At 66.2% G+C, this 18,987-nt stretch carries 15 protein-coding genes; 9 read left to right on the top strand and 6 right to left on the bottom strand.

Annotated elements, in window-relative coordinates; all coding sequences use genetic code 11:
* Nucleotides 1-55: 55 nt before the first annotated feature.
* The 8 genes from P2PM1_RS01410 to P2PM1_RS01445 all read left to right on the top strand — a co-directional run bounded on the left by P2PM1_RS01410 (nt 56) and on the right by P2PM1_RS01445 (nt 10,418).
* On the top strand, nt 56-1,639 hold the full coding sequence (locus P2PM1_RS01410) for an ABC transporter substrate-binding protein (protein ID WP_186390281.1): 1,584 nt from the start codon (nt 56-58) through the stop codon (nt 1,637-1,639).
* A gap of 164 nt (nt 1,640-1,803) precedes the next feature.
* Entirely contained in the window at nt 1,804-2,781 is a 978-nt protein-coding gene (locus P2PM1_RS01415) for an ABC transporter permease (protein WP_186390280.1), read from the top strand.
* A gap of 9 nt (nt 2,782-2,790) precedes the next feature.
* Nucleotides 2,791-3,750 carry an ABC transporter permease gene (locus tag P2PM1_RS01420; protein ID WP_186397900.1) on the top strand — a complete coding sequence of 320 codons (960 nt, stop codon included), beginning with the start codon at nt 2,791-2,793 and terminating at the stop codon, nt 3,748-3,750.
* A gap of 27 nt (nt 3,751-3,777) precedes the next feature.
* Nucleotides 3,778-4,764 (top strand): ABC transporter ATP-binding protein, encoded by a 987-nt coding sequence (locus tag P2PM1_RS01425; RefSeq protein ID WP_186390278.1) that lies wholly within the window; start codon nt 3,778-3,780, stop codon nt 4,762-4,764.
* Nucleotides 4,761-5,789, top strand: a complete 1,029-nt coding sequence (locus P2PM1_RS01430) for an ABC transporter ATP-binding protein (RefSeq protein WP_186390277.1) — start codon at nt 4,761-4,763, stop codon at nt 5,787-5,789. Before P2PM1_RS01425 ends, P2PM1_RS01430 begins: the two co-directional genes overlap by 4 nt.
* Before the next feature lie 103 nt (nt 5,790-5,892).
* A complete protein-coding gene (locus P2PM1_RS01435) occupies nt 5,893-8,145 on the top strand; it encodes a cation-translocating P-type ATPase (RefSeq protein ID WP_208985158.1) in 2,253 nt (750 codons plus the stop codon).
* 73 nt (nt 8,146-8,218) lie between these two features.
* Nucleotides 8,219-10,018, top strand: coding sequence for an IlvD/Edd family dehydratase (locus P2PM1_RS01440; RefSeq protein ID WP_186397901.1), 1,800 nt, complete (start codon nt 8,219-8,221; stop codon nt 10,016-10,018).
* 118 nt (nt 10,019-10,136) lie between these two features.
* Nucleotides 10,137-10,418 carry an SCP2 sterol-binding domain-containing protein gene (locus P2PM1_RS01445; RefSeq protein ID WP_186390275.1) on the top strand — a complete coding sequence of 94 codons (282 nt, stop codon included), beginning with the start codon at nt 10,137-10,139 and terminating at the stop codon, nt 10,416-10,418.
* Nucleotides 10,419-10,588: 170 nt separating this feature from the next.
* On the opposite strand, the gene P2PM1_RS01450 is transcribed toward P2PM1_RS01445, so the two are convergent.
* The 3 genes from P2PM1_RS01450 to P2PM1_RS01460 form a co-directional block, all read right to left on the bottom strand.
* Nucleotides 10,589-12,196, bottom strand: a complete 1,608-nt coding sequence (locus P2PM1_RS01450) for a GMC family oxidoreductase (protein ID WP_186397902.1) — start codon at nt 12,194-12,196, stop codon at nt 10,589-10,591.
* Between the two features lie 102 nt (nt 12,197-12,298).
* Nucleotides 12,299-13,018 (bottom strand): tellurite resistance TerB family protein, encoded by a 720-nt coding sequence (locus P2PM1_RS01455; protein WP_186397903.1) that lies wholly within the window; start codon nt 13,016-13,018, stop codon nt 12,299-12,301.
* 114 nt (nt 13,019-13,132) lie between these two features.
* Nucleotides 13,133-13,597: an Lrp/AsnC family transcriptional regulator gene (locus tag P2PM1_RS01460; RefSeq protein ID WP_186390272.1), complete on the bottom strand. Its 465-nt coding sequence runs from the start codon at nt 13,595-13,597 to the stop codon at nt 13,133-13,135.
* A 136-nt stretch (nt 13,598-13,733) separates the two neighbouring features.
* On the opposite strand from P2PM1_RS01460, the gene hppD reads away from it, so the two are divergent.
* Nucleotides 13,734-14,846, top strand: coding sequence for a 4-hydroxyphenylpyruvate dioxygenase (gene hppD, locus P2PM1_RS01465; RefSeq protein WP_186397904.1), 1,113 nt, complete (start codon nt 13,734-13,736; stop codon nt 14,844-14,846).
* A 78-nt stretch (nt 14,847-14,924) separates the two neighbouring features.
* On the opposite strand, the gene P2PM1_RS01470 is transcribed toward hppD, so the two are convergent.
* From P2PM1_RS01470 to otsB, 3 genes are all read right to left on the bottom strand, one after another.
* Complete coding sequence (locus tag P2PM1_RS01470; RefSeq protein WP_186397905.1) at nt 14,925-16,307, bottom strand: trehalose-6-phosphate synthase; 1,383 nt, start codon at nt 16,305-16,307, stop codon at nt 14,925-14,927.
* A gap of 112 nt (nt 16,308-16,419) precedes the next feature.
* Entirely contained in the window at nt 16,420-18,216 is a 1,797-nt protein-coding gene (locus P2PM1_RS01475; RefSeq protein WP_186397906.1) for a glycoside hydrolase family 15 protein, read from the bottom strand.
* On the bottom strand, nt 18,213-18,968 hold the full coding sequence (otsB, locus tag P2PM1_RS01480; protein WP_186390268.1) for a trehalose-phosphatase: 756 nt from the start codon (nt 18,966-18,968) through the stop codon (nt 18,213-18,215). Before otsB ends, P2PM1_RS01475 begins: the two co-directional genes overlap by 4 nt.
* Nucleotides 18,969-18,987: the final 19 nt, after the last annotated feature.

An 18,987-nucleotide genomic window follows, 5' to 3' on the forward strand; every position in this document is an offset into this window, starting at 1 on the left:
ACAGGGCATCCGATAAACGGGGCATCCGACAAAACGACAAAGTCATGAGGGGACCATGCGCATCAAAACGACACTCGCGACGGCAGCGCTCATCGCATCGCTGATGGGGACGGCCGCGTCGGCGGAGACACTCCGCTATGCCTTCCAGGGCACCTTGAACCAGCTCGATCCCTACTCGCTGAACGAGACATTCACGCTCGGCACGCTCGGCAATGTCTACGAGGGACTGACCCGGCGGGCGCCCGACCTCACCATCGAACCGGCTCTCGCCGAGCGCTGGGAGGTTCTCGAACCGACCCGCTGGCGCTTCTATCTGCGCAAGGGCGTCAAGTTCCACAACGGCAATGACTTCACGGCCGACGACGTGGTCTTCTCCGCCGAGCGCGTGCGCTCGGAAGGCTCCGACCTCACCACCCGCATCGGCGCCGACGTGAAGGTCGAGAAGGTCGACGACCACACCGTCGACTTCGTGCTGACCGGGCCGAATCCCATTCTCCACTACGAATGGGACACCTGGTACATCATGGACAAGGAGTGGACCGAGGAGAACAACGCGACCAAGGTCACCTCGGCCTCCGACACGACCCCGAACCATGCCTCGCTGCACGCCAACGGCACCGGTTCCTACAAGCTGGTCAGCCACGAGCCGGGCGTGAGAACCACCTTCGAGAAGAACGAAGACTGGTGGGACAAGGTCGCCGGCAACATCGAGAAGGTCGAGTTCACGCCGATCGGATCCGACGCGACCCGCGTTGCGGCTCTCCTGTCCGGCGAGCTCGACATGGTGTTCCCGATCCCGGTGCAGGACATCAAGCGCGTCGAGGACAGCCCGCAGACCAAGGCGCTGACCGGGCCGGAACTGCGCACGATCTTCCTCGGCTTCGACCAGAAGCGCGACGAGCTGCTCTATTCCAGCGTGAAGGGCAAGAACCCGTTCCAGGACGTGCGGGTGCGCAAGGCCTTCTACCAGGCCATCGACATGGACGCGATCCGCGACAAGGTCATGCGCGGCCTGTCGACCCCGTCGGCCCTGCTCATCTCGCCGTTCCAGTACTCGCGCGCGAGCGAGTTCACGCGCCATCCCTATGACCCGGAAGCCTCCAAGGCCCTGCTTGCCGAGGCCGGCTATGCGGACGGCTTCTCCGTCGGCATGGACTGCCCGAACGACCGCTACGTCAACGATGAGGCGATCTGCCAGGCGGTTGCCTCCTTCCTCGCCCGCGTCGGCATCAAGGTCGAGCTGAACGCCCAGCCGAAGGCACAGTATTTCGCCAAGGTGCTCGCCTCCGGCGGCTATGATACCTCGTTCTACCTGCTCGGCTGGACGCCCGGCTCCTTCGACAGTTGGAACGTGCTGACCAACATCACCGGTTGCCGCGACGACAAGGGCAAGGGTGGTCCCTTCAACCTTGGCGGATACTGCAATCCGAAGGTGGACGAGTTGTCGGCCCAGATCCTGGTCGAGAACGACCCGACCACGCGCGACGAGCTGATCGCCCAGGCCTATACGATCGTCCACGAGGATGTGTCCCACATCCCGCTGCACCAGCAGGCCCTGGCCTGGGGTGTTGCCGAGAATGTGGACGTCGTACAGCGCGCGGACGATCAGTTCCACTACCGCTGGGTCGTGAAGAAGTAGCATCGGCCTCCGCCAGTCCTGCAGCCCGGACCCTTGTTCCGGGCTGCAGCTTTTTCGGTAAACCCGACCGATGGCGCACGGGATCGGCCCGGCTGACCGGGTCCATCGCCGTAGCCAAACCGGAACCGACGGCCAAAGGCCGAGGCACCTGACGCAGAGGCCCCATGCTCGCCTTCACCATCCGCCGCCTCCTGCAGGCCGTCTTGGTCATGCTTGTCGTGGCCCTGATCTCGTTCACCCTGTTCCGCTTCGTCGGCGACCCTGTCAACCAGATGGTCGGCGTCGAGACGACACCCGAGCAGCGCGAGGCGCTGCGGGAGCGTCTCGGCCTCAACGACCCGGTCCTCGTTCAGTTCGGCCGCTTCATCACCAAGGCCGCCCGGTTCGATTTCGGCACCTCCTACCAGTTTCGCCAGCCGGTGGCCGAACTGATCGGGCGCCGCCTGCCGGCGACCCTGGAGCTGTCCTTCGTCTCAGCGGTCCTTGCCCTGCTCGTCGGCATCCCGATGGGCGTCTATACCGGCCTGCATCGCGACAGTTGGCTGTCCAAGCTGTTCCTGTCGATCTCGCTGATCGGCATCTCGCTGCCGACCTTCTTCATCGGCATCCTGCTGATCTTCGTCTTCGCGGTCACCCTGCAATGGCTGCCGAGTTTCGGGCGCGGCGGGGTCGTGCAACTGGGCTGGTGGTCGACCGGCCTTCTGACCTGGAGCGGCATCAAGGCGCTGATCCTGCCGGCCATCACCCTTGGCCTGTTCCAGATGACGCTGATCATGCGGCTCGTCCGTTCCGAAATGCTCGAGGTGATCCGCACGGACTACATCAAGTTCGCCCGGGCACGCGGCCTGCGGGAGCGCAGCATCAATTTCCGCCATGCGCTGAAGAACACGCTGGTTCCGGTGATTACCATCACCGGCCTGCAGCTCGGCTCGATCATCGCCTTCGCCATCATCACCGAGACGGTGTTCCAGTGGCCGGGCATGGGCCTGCTGTTCCTGCAGGCGGTGCAGAATGTCGATATCCCGATCATGGCGGCCTACCTCATGCTGATCGCCTTCCTGTTCGTGACCATCAACCTGATCGTCGATCTGCTCTATTTCCGCGTCGACCCGCGCCTGCGGGTCGAGCGTGCAGCCCATTAGGAGGCGACGATGACCACCGTCACCGACAAGACGCCTGACAGGCAAGAGCCGGCCGCTCCCGGCCGGATCGCCCGCGTCCTCGACAGCGACATCTTCCACTCCTTCTGGCGGTCGAAGGTGACCGTGCTGTCGGCGTTCATCACGCTTCTTTTCATCATCGGTGCCGCCTTCGCTCCCTGGCTTGCTCCGCACAATCCCTTCGACCTTGCCACCATCTCGATCCTCGATGCGCGGCTGCCGCCGATCGGCATGGAGTATCATGATCCGAGCTATCTGCTCGGCACCGACGACCAGGGCCGCGACGTCTTTTCCGGTATCCTCTACGGTGCCCGCATCTCGCTCGCCGTCGGTTTCCTGTCGGTATTCTTCGCCGCCGTCGTCGGCGTGTTGCTCGGCCTGATCGCCGGCTATGTCGGCGGCAAGGTCGATGCCATCATCATGCGCATCGCCGAGGTCCAGCTCACCTTCCCCGCCATCCTGATCGCCCTGCTGGTCGACGGCGTCGCCCGCGCCCTCGTCGGCAATCTCGACCGGGAACGCTATGCCTTCTGGATCCTGGTCTTTTCGATCGCGCTGTCCTTCTGGGTGCAGTTCGCCCGCACCGTGCGCGGCTCGACGCTGGTGGAGCGCAACAGGGAATACGTCCAGGCCGCAAGGCTGATCGGCATCCCGCCCTTCCTGATCATGATCCGCCACGTGCTGCCCAACGTCATCGGGCCGGTGCTGGTGATCGCGACGATCAACCTGGGTCTTGCCGTCATTACCGAGGCGACGCTGTCTTTCCTCGGCGTCGGCATTCCGCCCACCCAGCCCTCGCTGGGGACGCTGGTGCGCATTGGCAACGATTTCCTGTTCTCGGGCGAATGGTGGATCGCCATGTTCCCCGGCTGCGCGCTCGCCATCCTGGTGCTGGCGGTGAACCTGCTCGGCGACTGGTTGCGCGATGCCTTGAACCCGAAGCTGCGCTGACATCAACACGGACGAAGACGGCGGATCATGACCGGACAACCCCTCCTTTCCGTGAAAGACCTCAGGGTCGAATTCCCGTCCCGCCGCGGCGTGCTGACGGCGATCGACGGCATCTCCTTCGACCTGCGCGAAGGCGAGGTGCTGGGCGTCGTCGGCGAATCCGGCGCGGGCAAGTCGCTCACCGGAACCGCGGTGATCGGCCTGCTCGAGCCGCCTGGCCGCATCGCCGGCGGCGAGATCCGCCTGAAGGGCGAGCGTATCGACAATCTGCCGCCGGCGGCGATGCGAAAGCTGCGCGGCAAGCGCATCGGCATGGTGTTCCAGGACCCGCTGACCAGCCTCAATCCGCTCTTCACCATCGGCGACCAGATCATCGAGACGATCATGACGCATCTGCCGGTCTCCGAGCGGCAGGCGCGGGACCGGGCAGTGGCGCTGCTGGAGGAAGTCGGAATCCCGGCGGCCGGACAGCGCCTGTCCGCCTATCCGCACCAGTTCTCCGGCGGCATGCGCCAGCGCGTCGTGATCGCCCTTGCCCTGTGCGCCGAGCCGGAACTGGTGATCGCGGACGAGCCGACCACCGCGCTCGACGTGTCGGTGCAGTCGCAGATCATCCGCCTGTTGCAGCGCGTCTGCCGCGATCACGGCACGGCGGTGATGCTGATCACCCACGACATGGGCGTCATCGCCGAGACCGCCGACCGGGTGGCGGTGATGTATTCCGGCCGCATTGCCGAGATCGGGCCGGTCAGGGACGTCATCAAGTCGCCGAGCCACCCGTACACGATCGGCCTGATGGGCGCGATTCCCTCGCTCACCGGCGATCACGACCGGCTGACGCAGATCCCAGGTTCGATGCCGCGGCTCGATTCCATTCCCACCGGCTGCGCCTTCAACCCGCGCTGCGCGCTGACCATGGACCGCTGCCGGGTGGAGCGGCCTGACCTCATTCCGGCCGGCGAAAGCCAGGCCGCCTGCTGGAAACTGCTCGAGAGCGAAGAGGCAAGCCGATGAGCACAGCCGCGCAGCCCGCCGTGGCGGACACGGGTCCCGTCGTCGAGGTCCGCTCCCTGTCGCGCACCTTCGATGTCTCCAAGCCCTGGCTGAACCGGGTGCTGGAGCGCTCGCCCAGGGCCTTTCTGAAAGCCGCGCAGGATATCTCCTTCTCCATCTCCAAGGGCGAGACATTCGCGCTCGTCGGCGAATCCGGATCGGGCAAGTCGACGGTCGCGAAGATGGTGGTGGGCCTTCTGGAGGCGAGCGCCGGCGAGATCCGCATCGACGGCGTCGACATGCGGTCCCGCCACCAGGCGGGGCAGGAGATGCGCGAGTTGCGGCGGCGCATCCAGATGATCTTCCAGGACCCCTATGCCAGCCTCAACCCGCGCTGGCGCGTCGACCGGATCATCGCCGAGCCGATCCGCGCCTTCCGCCTGGAAAGCTCCGAGGACGCGATTGCGGCCCGCGTCGGCGAACTTCTCGAGCTGGTGCGCCTGCATCCGCGCGACGGCGCCAAGTATCCGCACGAGTTTTCCGGCGGGCAACGCCAGCGCATCTGTATCGCCCGCGCGCTCGCCTCGAAGCCGGAGTTCCTCGTCTGCGACGAGCCGACCTCGGCGCTGGACGTCTCCGTGCAGGCGCAGATCCTCAACCTGATGCGCGACCTGCAGGACGAGTTCGGACTGACCTACCTGTTCATCAGTCACGATCTCGCCGTCGTCCGCCACATGGCCAGGCGCATCGGCGTCATGTATCTCGGCCGCCTGGTCGAGGTGGCGGAGAGCCGGGAGCTCTTCCGCAATCCGCGCCACCCCTACACCCGGATGCTGCTGGCCGCGATCCCGGACCTGGAGATGACGGGCACGCCCCGGCGCCCGGTGGAAGGCGAGATTCCCAACCCGATCAATCCGCCGAGCGGCTGCGCCTTCCATCCCCGCTGCCCTTTGGCCAATGACCGCTGCAAGCGGGATCTGCCGCTGTTGCGGGAGATCGGCAGTACCGGCGTGGCATGCCATGCGGTCGAGGAAGGGCGCACCTGACGCCCCCTTGACCTTCCAGCGACCGGAAGGCCTATACCCGGTGTCGAGATCATCGGCGCCGCCGCCCTCCCAGCGGTCGGGCGCCCGCAACGGAGACACGCGGATGACCCAGGCCGCCCCCGACATCGCCCCGATGGCCGCCGCGCCAGCGACCGACACCCGTGCCCTTGTCCATCTCGACATCGGCGGCATGACCTGCGCCGCCTGCTCCGCCCGCGTCGAGAAGGTGCTGCGGCGCAAGCCCGGCATCCTGCGCGCCTCGGTCAACCTGCCGCTCGAAACCGCGGTGATCGAGACGGATGGCAGCGTGTCCACCGGTGACATCGTCTCCGCCATCGAAGCGACGGGCTATTCAGCCAGCGAGCGCTCGACCGGCTGGCAGGACGAGAAGCGCCGGCAGGACGAGACCGACGCCCGCACCCGCCGCGACGAACGGCGCACCCTGCTGCTTCTGGTCTTCTCCGCGCTGATGTCCGCCCCCATGGTCGCCTCGATGGCGGCAGCACCCTTCGGCATGATGCTGATGCCGCCGGCCTGGGCTCAGGCGATCCTGGCCGGTTTCGTGCAGGTCCTTGTCGGCCGCCGCTTCTATGTCGGGGCGTGGAAAGCCCTTGCCGGCGGCGGTGCGAATATGGACGTCCTCGTCGTTCTGGGAACCACCGCCGCCTATGGCTACAGCCTGATCCTGACCGTGCTGGCCTGGCCGCAGGAACCCGGCCATCTCTATTTCGAGGCCTCGGCGGTCATCCTGACGCTGATCCTGTTCGGCAAGCTGCTGGAAATGCGCGCCAAGCGCACGACCACTGCCGCCATCCGCGCCTTGAGCGAGCTGAAGCCCCAGGTCGCCCATCTTATTTCCGGCCAGGACATCGAAACCGTTGCCGTCGAGAGCCTGTTTCCCGGCGACACCATCCTCGTGCGTCCGGGCGAGCGCGTGCCTGTCGACGGGACAGTCCGCGAGGGAGCAAGCGAGGTGGACGAGGCGTTGCTGACCGGTGAAAGCCTGCCGGTGGCGAAGACGCCCGGCGACCAGGTGATCGGCGGCACGATCAACGGGTCCGGCGGGCTCACCGTGGAAGTGACCGCCGTCGCCGGCGACAGCAAACTCGCGGCGATCATTCGCCTCGTCGAGAACGCGCAGAGCTCCAAGGCCCCCGTCCAGAAGCTGGTGGACCAGGTGTCGGCGGTGTTCGTGCCGATCGTCGTCGTCGTGGCGCTCGCAACCTTCGCCGCCTGGTGGGTCTCGGGCGCGGGGCTTGACGCAACCATCGGCGCCACCGTGGCGGTTCTTGTGATCGCATGCCCCTGCGCGCTCGGCCTTGCCACGCCGACGGCGCTGGTCGCCGGCACCGGGGCGGCGGCCCGCGCCGGCATCCTGATCCGCGACATCGAGGCTCTGGAGACCGCGCACTCCGTCGACACCGTCGTCTTCGACAAGACCGGAACCCTGACCCGCGGCACTCCGGCCGTCACCGACATTCGCCCCTTCGACGGCAATCCGGATCGACTGCTGCTGATCGCCGCCAGCGCCCAGTTGCCGAGCGAGCATCCTTTGGCCGGGGCCATCGTCGCGGCCGCCCGCGAGCGCGGCCACCAGCTTGCGCGTCCCGGACAGTTCCGCGCCATCGCGGGCCAGGGAATCGTCGCAGACATTGCCGGCGAACAGGTCCTCATCGGCAATCGCCGGCTGCTCGAGACTCACGCGGTCGACACCTTCCTCGTGCAGCAGATTTTCCGGGAGTTCGAGGCCCAGGGAAAGACCTGCGCCGGCATTGCCATTGCCGGCCGGGCGGTCGGCGTGATCGCCATGGCCGACACCCTGCGTGCCGAGACGCCGACCGCGCTGCGCCGGCTCGCCGACATGAAGATCGAAACGGTGATGCTCACCGGCGACACGGAAGCCGTTGCAAAAGCGGTCGCGGCGGAAGCCGGCATCGCCCGGGTCATTGCCGGCGTGGCTCCCGAAGGCAAGGCCGAGACGGTCGCCGAACTGACGGGCAAGGGCCGCACCGTCGCCATGGTCGGCGACGGTGTCAACGACGCCCCCGCCCTTGCCGCAGCCAGCGTCGGCATCGCCATGGGCAGCGGCACGGAAGTGGCGATGGAAACCGCCGGCGTCACCTTGATGCGCGCCCGCCCGGATCTCGTCGCCGACGCCATCGACATCTCGCGTGCCACGGTCCGCAAGATCCGCCAGAACCTGTTCTGGGCCTTCATCTACAATGTCGTCGGCATTCCGCTGGCGGCGTTCGGCCTGCTCACGCCGGCGCTGGCCGGTGCGGCGATGGCCCTGTCCTCGGTCTCGGTGGTGACCAATGCCGCGCTGTTGCGCCGCTGGCGGGCAAAAGACGGCTGAAAACATCGGGCTCGGCATTGATCCGGCGATTATTGTATTACAAATAGGTAGCCACACGCCACCGGAGACCGGCATGAGAACCAGAGATCCCAAGACCCTTCGTTCCCGCGCCTGGTTCGACAATCCGGACGATCCGGGCATGACGGCGCTCTATATCGAGCGCTACCTGAACTACGGGCTGACGCGGGAGGAATTGCAGTCCGGCAAGCCGATCATCGGAATTGCCCAGACGGGATCCGACCTGTCGCCCTGCAACCGCCACCACATCGAACTGGCCAAGCGGGTGCGCGAAGGCATCCGCGAGGCCGGCGGCATCTGTTTCGAGTTTCCGGTGCACCCGATCCAGGAGACCGGCAAGCGGCCGACCGCCTCGCTCGACCGCAACCTCGCCTATCTCGGCCTCGTCGAACTGCTCTACGGCTATCCGATCGACGGCGTGGTGCTGACCATTGGCTGCGACAAGACCACCCCCGCCTGCCTGATGGCGGCGGCGACCGTCAACATTCCGGCCATCGCGCTGTCGGTCGGGCCGATGCTCAATGGCTGGCACCGGGGCGAGCGGACCGGCTCCGGCACCATCGTCTGGAAAGCGCGAGAGATGCTGGCGGCCGGCGAGATCGACTATGCCGGCTTCATGGACCTCGTCGCCTCCTCGGCCCCCTCCGTCGGCTACTGCAACACGATGGGCACGGCGACGACGATGAACTCGCTGGCCGAGGCCCTCGGCATGCAGCTTCCCGGCGGGGCGGCCATTCCCGCCACCTATCGCGAGCGCGCACAACTCGCCTACCAGACGGGCCTCAGGATCGTCGACATGGTCTGGGAGGACCTGAAGCCCGCCGACATCATGACCCGCGAAGCCTTCGAGAACGCCATCGTCGTCAACTCGGCCATCGGCGGTTCGACCAACGCGCCGATCCACCTGAACGCCATTGCCCGGCATCTCGGCGTGCCGCTCGACAATGACGACTGGCAGCGGCTCGGCCACGACGTTCCGCTGATCGTCAACATGCAGCCGGCCGGCGAGTATCTCGGCGAGGATTATCACCATGCCGGCGGCGTGCCGGCGGTCATCGGCGAGTTGATGAAGGCGAACCGCCTGCCACACCCGCAGGCGCTGACCGTCAACGGCAAGAGCCTCGGCGACAACTGCCGTGAGGCGGAGAACCTCGATACGCGGGTCATCCGGCCGGTAAGCGATCCGCTGGTCGACAAGGCGGGCTTCCTGAACCTGAAGGGCAACCTCTTCGACAGCGCGATCATGAAGACCAGCGTGATCTCGAAGGAGTTCCGCGACCGCTATCTCTCCAATCCCGACGATCCCGACGCCTTCGAGGGGCGGGCGATCGTCTTCGAGGGACCCGAGGACTATCACCGCCGCATCGACGATCCGGATCTTCAGATCGACGAGCATTGCCTGCTGTTCATCCGCGGCACCGGCCCGATCGGCTATCCGGGCGGCGCCGAGGTGGTGAACATGCAGCCGCCCGCAGCCCTCATCAAGCGCGGCATCCACGCGATGCCCTGCATCGGCGACGGGCGGCAATCGGGCACCTCCGGTTCGGCCTCGATCCTCAATGCCTCGCCGGAAGCGGCGGCCGGCGGCGGCCTCGCGTTGCTGAAAACCGGCGACCGCGTGCGCATCGACCTGCGCAAATGCACCGCCGATATCCTCATCGACGAGACGGAACTGGAGCGGCGACGGGCGGAGCTTGCCGCATCTGGCGGCTTTGCCTTTCCCGAGCACCAGACCCCCTGGCAGGAGATTCAGCGCGGCATCGTCGACCAGTTCGACAGGGGCATGGTCCTGAAGCCGGCCGTCAACTATCGTGACATCGCCGCCACCAAGGGGCTGCCGCGCGACAATCACTGAACGATCAGACCGCTCGGCGGCAGCGGAGAGGTTCCAGTCTCTCGTTACATCTTGACGATTACGTAAGCGTCATGCTTGTGTGCAGGCACCGGACGAACCGTCGACAGGAGGATACAGCATGACGATGGACGAACTGACGCAGACCATTCGCGGCAAGGTGGCCGGCGGCGGCATTTCCGACAGCGTGAAGTTCAACTGCGGCGATGCCGGGGTGATTTATGTGGAGGGGGCGAGCGTCTCCAACGAGGACAAGGACGCCGATTGCACGATCTCGATCTCGCAGGCCAATCTCGCCGAGCTGCTTGCCGGCAACCTCAATCCGACCACCGCCTTCATGACCGGCAAGATCAAGGTTGCCGGCGACATGGGCGTCGCCATGAAGCTTGGCAGCATCGTCTGAAGCAGCCGCACACGGGGCGAGAGCAGATCTCGCCCCCGCGCAAAAGACCCCGGCGATAGGGCATCGCCGGGGTCTTTGCGTTTGAGACTCGGCTCTGCTCCTGCAGCGCAAGCGAACCATCGACACCGCCCCCTCCACGGACGCGGGGCAACAGGCCAGAACGTCGAGGCTCAGGCGCGCCGGTCCGCGCGGATCATCTCCGCCGCCTTCTCGGCGATCATCATCGTCGGCACCGCCGTGTTGCCCGAGGTGATCGCCGGCATGACGGAGGCATCGGCAACGCGAACGCCGGCAACGGCCCGCAACCGCAACCGCCCATCGACGACCGACGCCTCATCCGCGCCCATCCGGCAGGTGCCGACCGGATGGAAGATCGTCGTGCCGATATCGCCCGCCGCCCGCGCCAGGTCCTCGTCGCTGCGCACCAGCGGACCCGGCAGATGCTCGACAGGCGAGAACCGGGCCATGGCATCCGTCGCCATGATACGCCGCGTCAGCCGGATGCTGTCGGCAGCAACCTTGCGATCGCCGGCCGTGGACAGGTAGTTCGGGCGGATCTCGGGATGTGCCAGCGGATCCCGGCTTGCGACATGCACGCTGCCCCGGCTTTCGGGGCGCAGATTGCACACGCTCAAGGTGATCGCCGGGAAGGGGTGCAGCGGCTCACCGAACCTGTCCAGCGACAGCGGCTGCACGTGATACTCGATGTTCGCAGTCTCGAAAGACGGATCGGAACGGGCAAACACGCCGAGCTGCGACGGGGCCATCGACATCGGCCCGGAACGCGACAGCGCGTATTGCATCGCGATCCTCGCCTTGCCGAACAGGCTGGAGGCGAGCTGGTTCAGCGTGACCGCCCCGCTGACCTTGAAGATCGTGCGGATCTGCAGATGATCTTGCAGGTTGTTGCCCACCTGACGGCTTTCGGCGATCACATCGATGCCCTGGCGGGCAAGCACGTCCGGATCGCCGATGCCGGAGAGTTCGAGGATCTGCGGTGACCCGATGGCCCCGGCCGACAGCACCAGCTCGCCCGCAACGCGGGCATGCGCCGGAGTGCCGTCGACAGTGAGCTCGACACCGCTCACCCGCCCGTCGGAGGTCACCAGCCTGGTCACCTGCGCGCCCGTGACGATCCGCAGGTTCTGCCGGTCGGCCACGGGCTTGAGAAATCCCTTTGCCGCCGTCCAGCGGATACCGCCGCGCTGCGTCACCTGAAAGTAGGAGGAGCCGAAATTATCGCCGCGGTTGAAGTCGTCGATCTTCGGAATGCCGACTTCCTCGCAGGCATCGCGCACCGCATCGAGAATCGCCCAGGACAGGCGCTGCTCCTCGACCCGGCATTCGCCGCCCCGGCCATGCATGTCGTCGGACAGTTGATAATGGTCCTCGGCACGCCGGAACAGCGGCAGGACATCGTCCCAGCCCCAGCCCTCCAGCCCCATCTGGCGCCATCCGTCATAGTCGCGCGCCTGGCCGCGCATGTAGATCATGCCGTTGATTGCCGAGCAGCCGCCGAGCACGCGGCCGCGCGGATAGGCGAGCGAACGGCCGTTGAGGCCGGGCTCCGGCGCGGTCTTGAAGCCCCAGTCGGTCCGGGGATTGCCCATGCAGTAGAGATAGCCGACGGGAATGTGGATCCAGACGTAATCGTCCTTGCCGCCGGCCTCCAGCAGCAGGACCTTGACCTGCGGATCGGCCGAAAGGCGGTTTGCCAGCACACATCCGGCCGACCCCGCGCCGACGACCACGTAGTCCCATTCCCCCAGGTCGCGCATGGTTCCTCCCTGCCTAGCCCCGTGGAGCGGAACGATGCCCGCTGCCGCAAGCGAAGGCAAGGCGGGAACACCCACCCGGGAGAGAAGAAGACGCCGGCCGTGTCAGGACGCGCCGTTCACCTCCGCAACGGCCCTGTCGACCTCTTCGGCAAGGCCAGGCTCCAGTCCGAGGCGAGCGGCAAGCATCTGCAGATAGGCACGCTCCGCCGGATGATCCGGATCGATGGCAAGCCGCGAAGCGGCATAGATCTCCAGCGCGGCCTCCGGGCTCCTCGCACCCCTGACCACCCGCTCGATGTCGAGCGGCGCCCGCAACTCGTCCATCACGAAGGCCTTGGCCTCGCTGTCGAGGGCCAGCGTATCCAGCTTGTCGAAGATCCTGCGCTGCTCCTCCGCATCGATATGCCCGTCCGCTTTCGCGGCCGCGATCATCGCCGTCAGCAGAACCAGGGCGAAGTCCTGCTCCCCGCCGGGCTGATTGGTCGGCGAGAACGGAGACTCGTCCGGCGGCGGCAGCACCGGCGCCGGCGTCGCGCCTTCTCCCCGATAGTCGCGATAGGCCTTGTAGGCGAGGCCCGCCACCAGGGCCATGCCGCCATAGGTCAGCGCCGACTTGCCGAGCTTGCGACCGCCCTTGGTACCGAGCAGAAGCCCCGCGAGGCCGCCGGCCAGTGCCCCGCGGGCAAGGCTGCCCGAGTTGGACCGCAGATACTCCTGGCCGCGCCGAAGAAGGTCGTCCGGCCCGCCGCCGCCTTGCCCGCCTCCCGAAGTTCCGGCCGTCGGCCCCAGAAACTCCTCCAGCAGTTTGCGCGCATCGAACATGGTCGCCTTCACTCCTCGGTCAGCGGGTCTCTTCGGGCAGTTTCGTGCGGATCGCCGTGCCCTGTCTGCAGATGGGAAGGCGCCGAGCCGGCCGCAAGCGGCGGAGTTCGCCCGTCACGCGAAAGGCAGGCGATTGTCGTCCTTCAAAGTCTCCATGGCGATGGACGAGCGGACATTGCGCACCGCGTCATGCGGCAGCAGCTCGTCATTGATGAAACGCGAGAGGGCGGCCAGATCCGCCACCACGACCTTCAACATGTAGTCCATGTCGCCCGTCAGCACATGCGCCTCCTGGACCTCCGGCAGAGCTCGTACCAGGTCGCGAAAGCGGCGGGCGTTCTGCCGGCTGTGCGCATTGAGTGCGACGCCGACGAAGGCAACGACGCTGAAGCCGACCGCGGCCGCGTCGACATCGGCCCGGTAGCGGCGGATGACGCCCGCCTCTTCCAGCCTCTGCCGCCGCCGGGAGACCTGCGAGGCCGACAGGCCGATCCGCTCGCCCAGTTGCTGGTTGGTGACCGATGCATCGTCCTGCAGGCTTGCGAGCAGGCGAATGTCGAAAGAGTCCAGATCCGTCAACCTGTGCAACCTCCATCGCTATCATGCATGTTTCATGCATAGATAGATCATATGCCACCCAAAATGCACGCACCTTGCATCAATCCGGCCGCATACTGTGCGAAGCTTGCAAGACCGTGTTCCAGAGGAGGACAACATGGGACCGTTTCCGCACGACGCTCCGCCCGCCCGGATCGACGAAAACAACCCGGCCGGCACGGACGGCTTCGAGTTCGTCGAATTTTCCCATCCCGAGCCGGACAAGCTCGACGCCCTGTTCCGCCGCATGGGCTACATGCCCGTGGCCCGGCACAAGAGCAAGGCGATCACCCTCTACCGTCAGGGCGACATCACCTATGTGCTGAACGCCGAACCCGGCTCGCACGCGATGCGCTTCGTCGAGGAGCACGGCCCCTGCGCCCCCTCGATGGCCTGGCGCGTGGTCGACGCCCGTCATGCGTTCGAGCATGCGGTGAGCAAGGGCGCGACGCCCTATCTCGGCGACGACAAGGCGCTCAATGTCCCGGCCATCGTCGGCATCGGCGGCTCGCTGCTCTATTTCGTCGAGACCTATGGCGCCAAGGGCTCGGCCTATGACGACGAGTTCGAGTGGCTGGGCGCGCGCGATCCGCGCCCGGCGGGGGTCGGCTTCTACTATCTCGACCACCTGACCCACAATGTCTATCGCGGCAACATGGACAAGTGGTGGGACTTCTACCGCGACCTGTTCGGCTTCAAGCAGATCCACTTCTTCGACATCGACGGCCGCATCACCGGCCTTGTCAGCCGCGCGATCACCTCGCCCTGCGGCAAGATCCGCATCCCGCTCAACGAATCGAAGGACGAGACCAGCCAGATCGCCGAGTACCTGCGCAAGTACAAGGGCGAGGGCATCCAGCACATCGCGGTCGGCACGGACGATATCTACGATGCCACCGACCGCCTGTCGGACAACGGCCTCAAATTCATGCCCGGCCCGCCCGACACCTATTACGAGATGTCGCGCGACCGTGTGCACGGTCATGACGAGCCGATCGAACGGATGAAAAAGCACGGCATCCTGATCGACGGTGAAGGCGTGGTGAACGGCGGCATGACCAAGATCCTGCTGCAGATCTTCTCCAAGACCGTCATCGGGCCGATCTTCTTCGAGTTTATCCAGCGCAAGGGCGACGAGGGCTTCGGCGAGGGCAACTTCCGTGCCCTGTTCGAGTCGATCGAGGAGGATCAGATCCGCCGCGGCGTGATCAAGGTCGACGCGGCCGAGTGACGATGGCCTGATCCGCGAGGGGTTCTGGGAGAGCGGCAGGCCCGCTCCCCTTTCCCGCTTCGGTCAAGCCTTGCGCCGTCAGGTGGTCGCACGGCCGCGCAAGGTCTCCAGGAACGAGCCGGCCCAGGCCGCCGCATCGTGTTGGCAGATGCGCTCATAGAGCGCCTGCCAGCGCGAGCGGCGCTCCTCCAGCGGCATGTTGAGCGCCGTCTGCAGGCTCGATGCCACCCCTTCCGCCGAATGCGGATTGACGATCAGCGCCTCCGGCATGTCCTCCGCCGCCCCCGCGAAGCGCGACAGCACCACCACGCCCGGATCCTCCGCCCGCTGCGCCGCGACATACTCCTTGGCCACCAGGTTCATGCCGTCCCGCAGCGGCGTCACCAGCGCGACGCGGCTCGCGCGATAGATCCCGGCGAGCGCGCGCCGGGTGAAGGACCGGGTCATGTAGCGGATCGGCGTCCAGTCGACATCGGCGAAACGCCCGTTGATGTTCCCCGTCAACTCCTCGAGCTCGCGGCGGATTTCCGCATAGGCGTCCAGTTCGGCGCGGGACGGCGGCGCCACCTGCATCAGGCTCACCCTGCCCCGGTTCTCGGGATAGTCCTCCAGCAAGCGACCGAAGGCGCGAAACCGCTCCGGCAGGCCCTTGGAATAATCGATCCGGTCGACACCGATGATCTGCTGGCGCCCCGCCAGCAGCTTCTCCATGCGCGCGGTGTTGCGCCGCGCTTCCGGCGTCGTCGCCTGCCGGGCAAAGCCGGCCGCATCGATGCCGATGGGAAAGGCGCGGGCGATCACCACGCCGCCGCCGACCTCCAGCGCGCCCCCGTCACGTTCGACCGCTCCAAGCTCTTCCACCGCGAAGCGGCGGAAATTGGCGGCATCCCTTCGCGTCTGGAAGCCGATCACGTCATAGGCCAGCATTCGCCGCACCAGCCTTTCTGCGTTGGGCAGGCCAGCCAGAATTTCCGGGGCCGGGAAGGGAATGTGCAGGAAGAACCCGATCGGATTGCCGATATCCATCGCCCGCAGCTCCGCCGCGAAGGGCAGGAAATGGTAGTCATGCACCCAGATGATGTCGTCGGCCTGGAGCAGCGGACGCAGACGCGTCGCGAAGCGCTCGTTGACCCGCCGATAGCCGTCCTCGAAACGTCGGTCGAAAACCGCAAGGTCGAGGCGATAATGCAGCACCGGCCAGAGCGTGCGATTGGCATAGCCGGCATAGAACTCGTCGTAATCGGCCTGGGCCATGTCGACCGTCGCCATCGCCACCTTGCGCGTGCCGCCGCCCTCTTTGAGGGTGCCGAAGGTTCCCTCCTCGGAGATCTCGCCGCTCCAGCCGAACCACAGTCCCCCCGTCTCGCTCAGGGCATCGACCAGCGCCACCGCCAGACCGCCAGCCCGGCCGGTATCCTTGAGCGGACCGACACGGTTGGAAACGACGACGAGTCTGGACATTGGGTTCTCCGTGGTGTTGCGCGGCGAGTGCCTCGGCGCCGAGCGGCGAAAGCGCCCGGACAGCACCGTCATCGATCGCGGAACCCGTTGGCGGGGACCCCGGGCGCACGTGTCAGACGAGGCTCTCCCACCCCGCGGACAGCCGGGTGGCGCAATTGATGATCCCGACCATCGAATAGGTTTGCGGAAAGTTGCCCCACATTTCACCGGTTGCCGGGTCGGTGTCCTCCGAGAGCAGACCGACATGGTTGCGGCAGGCCAGCATCGTCTCGTAGATCTCGCAGGCCTCCTCCTTGCGGCCGATCCGCGCCAGGGCGTCGATGTACCAGAAGGTGCAGATATTGAAGGCGTTCTCCGGCGCGCCGAAATCGTCGGCCGCGTGATAGCGGAAGAGATGCTTGCCACGGCGAAGGGTCGCGCCGATGCGTTCCACTGTCGCGATGAAACGCGGATCCTGCGGCGGCAGGAAACCGACCTCGGCAATCAGCAGCAGGCTGGCGTCCAGATCGCGTCCCTCGAAGCTTTCGACGAAAGCGTTGGTGTCGGCATTCCATCCCCGCGACAGGATCGCCGAGCGGATGGTATCGGCGCGGTCCTGCCAGAACAGCGCCCGCTCCTGCCGGTCGAACTGACGGGCGATCTTGGCCAGCCGGTCGCACGCCGCCCAGCACATCAGCGAGGACGAGGTATGGACCCGGGCGCGCGTGCGCAGCTCCCACAGACCGGCATCGGGCTGGTCGTGCATGGCAAAGGCACGCTCGCCGATCACCTCCAGCCGTTCGAAATCGTCGACGCCGGGCTGCCGCAGGAGACGCTTGTCGAAAAACGCCTGCGAGGCGCCAAGCACGATGTTGCCATAGACGTCGTGCTGGAAATGCTCATAGGCCTGATTGCCGACCCTGACCGGCCCCATGCCCCGATAACCAGGCAGGTCGACTGTCCGCTCGATCAGCCGCGCCTCCAGCGCGATCCCGTAGAGCGGCTGCACGTGTCCGCCACCGGTCATCGAGGCGATATTGTTGATGTAACGGAGATAGTTCTCCATCGTCTCCATCTCGGAGAGCGAGTTCAGAGCCCGCACCACGAAAAACGCGTCGCGCAGCCAGCAATAGCGGTAATCCCAGGTTCGTCCGCTGTCGGCGGCTTCGGGAATCGAGGTTGTCACCGCCGCAATGATCGCGCCGGTTTCCTCGTAGGTGCACAGTTTCAGCGTGATCGCGGCGCGGATCACCGCCTCCTGATAGTCGAGGGGCAGGCCAAGGCGGCGGGTCCACATCCGCCAATGCAATGCGGTCTCTTCCTCGAACTCCCGGCACAGGGTTTCGGGGTGATGCGTCAGGCTCTCGTCGGGCCCGAAATAGAAGGAGACAGGGCCGTCGAGCAGAAACGGCGTCTCGTCGCGCACATAGGTGATCGAGGCGTTCGTCGTCAGGCGAACGGTCTGGCCGTTGTCGACGAAGCGCATGTGATTGGAGCCATAGGTCACCTCCGGTGCGCGTGCACCGTAGTCGAAGCGCGGTCGGCACCGGACGCGAATTCTCGGATGGCCGGAGATCGGCCGTACCCGCCGGACGAGCGCCGTCGGACGGAACATCCGCCCCTTGGTCTGGAAGCGCGGCGCGCAGTCGGTGATCTCGATGGCATTGCCGGCGTCGTCGAAGATCCGCGTCACCACGATGGCGGTGTTTTCCAGATAGGACTGCTCGCTGCGGCTGGCATTTTCCAGTTCGATGGCGAACAGGCCGTCCCTTTCGTCGCTGCAGGTGCCGAGCAGCCCATGGAAGACAGGATCACCATCGAACCGTGGCAGGCACAGCCAGACCACCCGCGCCATCCTGTCGATCAGTGCCGTGATCGAGCAATTGCCGACCAGCGCGAGATCGAGGGAAGCCTTGCGATCGAACGTCATGAAGATCGTGTCCTTGCCAGTGCCTTTGCCGGAAGGCCGAGGGCCAGCCAGTCGCGCACACCGGCGACGTCGCTGACACGAAACCGGGCGAGGCTCTCGGCGGTTCCCACCTTCACCCCGAAGCCGCCCACGGCTTCGGCCGCGCGGATCCCGTCCTCGTCGGTCACGTCATCGCCGACGAAGACCGGGGTCCGCCCGCGAAAGGGGGCAAGGTCCATGAAGGCGCCGACCGCCCAGCCCTTGTCGCGATAGGCGGGCTTGGCCTCCACCACCATCTTGCCGCGGACGAGATGCAGGTCGGGAAGCTCGGCGACGGCCGCTTGCATCACCTCCACGACCGCATCTTCGCAGTCCGGGGCGATCCGGTAGTGAACAGCGATGGCCGCGCCCTTGTCCTCGATGGAAACGCCGCGCCCGAGCAACCCGCTGCCGGCAAGCGCTGCCTTCAGCGCCTCGATCTCCGGGCCGATCGGCGCGCGTTCGATCTCGTCGTCCGGATGCAGCCGGGTCTCAAGTCCGTGCAGACCGGCGCAGGGAAGCCGCAACGGCGCGAGATGGTGGTCGATCTCATGGATGGGTCGGCCGCTGACAATCGCCAGGGCGCCGCCGAGATGGGCGACGATCCCTTCCAGACACGCGATCATCGCTCCGCTCGCCTCGACCGCGCCGGGTGTCCTGGCAATCTCGACAAGCGTTCCGTCGAAATCCAGAAACAGGGCCATGTCATCGGAAACGGGCGGCGGCGCGTTCATGCGCAAAGCCTAAGGGAAC

It is taken from the genome of Stappia sp. P2PMeth1 (assembly GCF_900185735.1).
Taxonomy (GTDB): domain Bacteria; phylum Pseudomonadota; class Alphaproteobacteria; order Rhizobiales; family Stappiaceae; genus Stappia.

Bases quoted from the DNA above. Each gene is read 5' to 3' on its own strand.
- P2PM1_RS01430 (WP_186390277.1), top strand. From the start codon at position 4,761: ATGAGCACAGCCGCGCAGCCCGCCGTGGCGGACACGGGTCCCGTCGTC.
- P2PM1_RS01440 (WP_186397901.1), top strand. From the start codon at position 8,219: ATGAGAACCAGAGATCCCAAGACCCTTCGTTCCCGCGCCTGGTTCGAC.
- P2PM1_RS01475 (WP_186397906.1), bottom strand. From the start codon at position 18,216: ATGACGTTCGATCGCAAGGCTTCCCTCGATCTCGCGCTGGTCGGCAAT.
- P2PM1_RS01425 (WP_186390278.1), top strand. From the start codon at position 3,778: ATGACCGGACAACCCCTCCTTTCCGTGAAAGACCTCAGGGTCGAATTC.
- P2PM1_RS01470 (WP_186397905.1), bottom strand. From the start codon at position 16,307: ATGTCCAGACTCGTCGTCGTTTCCAACCGTGTCGGTCCGCTCAAGGAT.
- P2PM1_RS01450 (WP_186397902.1), bottom strand. From the start codon at position 12,196: ATGCGCGACCTGGGGGAATGGGACTACGTGGTCGTCGGCGCGGGGTCG.
- P2PM1_RS01445 (WP_186390275.1), top strand. From the start codon at position 10,137: ATGACGATGGACGAACTGACGCAGACCATTCGCGGCAAGGTGGCCGGC.
- P2PM1_RS01435 (WP_208985158.1), top strand. From the start codon at position 5,893: ATGACCCAGGCCGCCCCCGACATCGCCCCGATGGCCGCCGCGCCAGCG.
- P2PM1_RS01455 (WP_186397903.1), bottom strand. From the start codon at position 13,018: ATGTTCGATGCGCGCAAACTGCTGGAGGAGTTTCTGGGGCCGACGGCC.
- P2PM1_RS01410 (WP_186390281.1), top strand. From the start codon at position 56: ATGCGCATCAAAACGACACTCGCGACGGCAGCGCTCATCGCATCGCTG.
- otsB (WP_186390268.1), bottom strand. From the start codon at position 18,968: ATGAACGCGCCGCCGCCCGTTTCCGATGACATGGCCCTGTTTCTGGAT.
- P2PM1_RS01415 (WP_186390280.1), top strand. From the start codon at position 1,804: ATGCTCGCCTTCACCATCCGCCGCCTCCTGCAGGCCGTCTTGGTCATG.
- P2PM1_RS01420 (WP_186397900.1), top strand. From the start codon at position 2,791: ATGACCACCGTCACCGACAAGACGCCTGACAGGCAAGAGCCGGCCGCT.
- hppD (WP_186397904.1), top strand. From the start codon at position 13,734: ATGGGACCGTTTCCGCACGACGCTCCGCCCGCCCGGATCGACGAAAAC.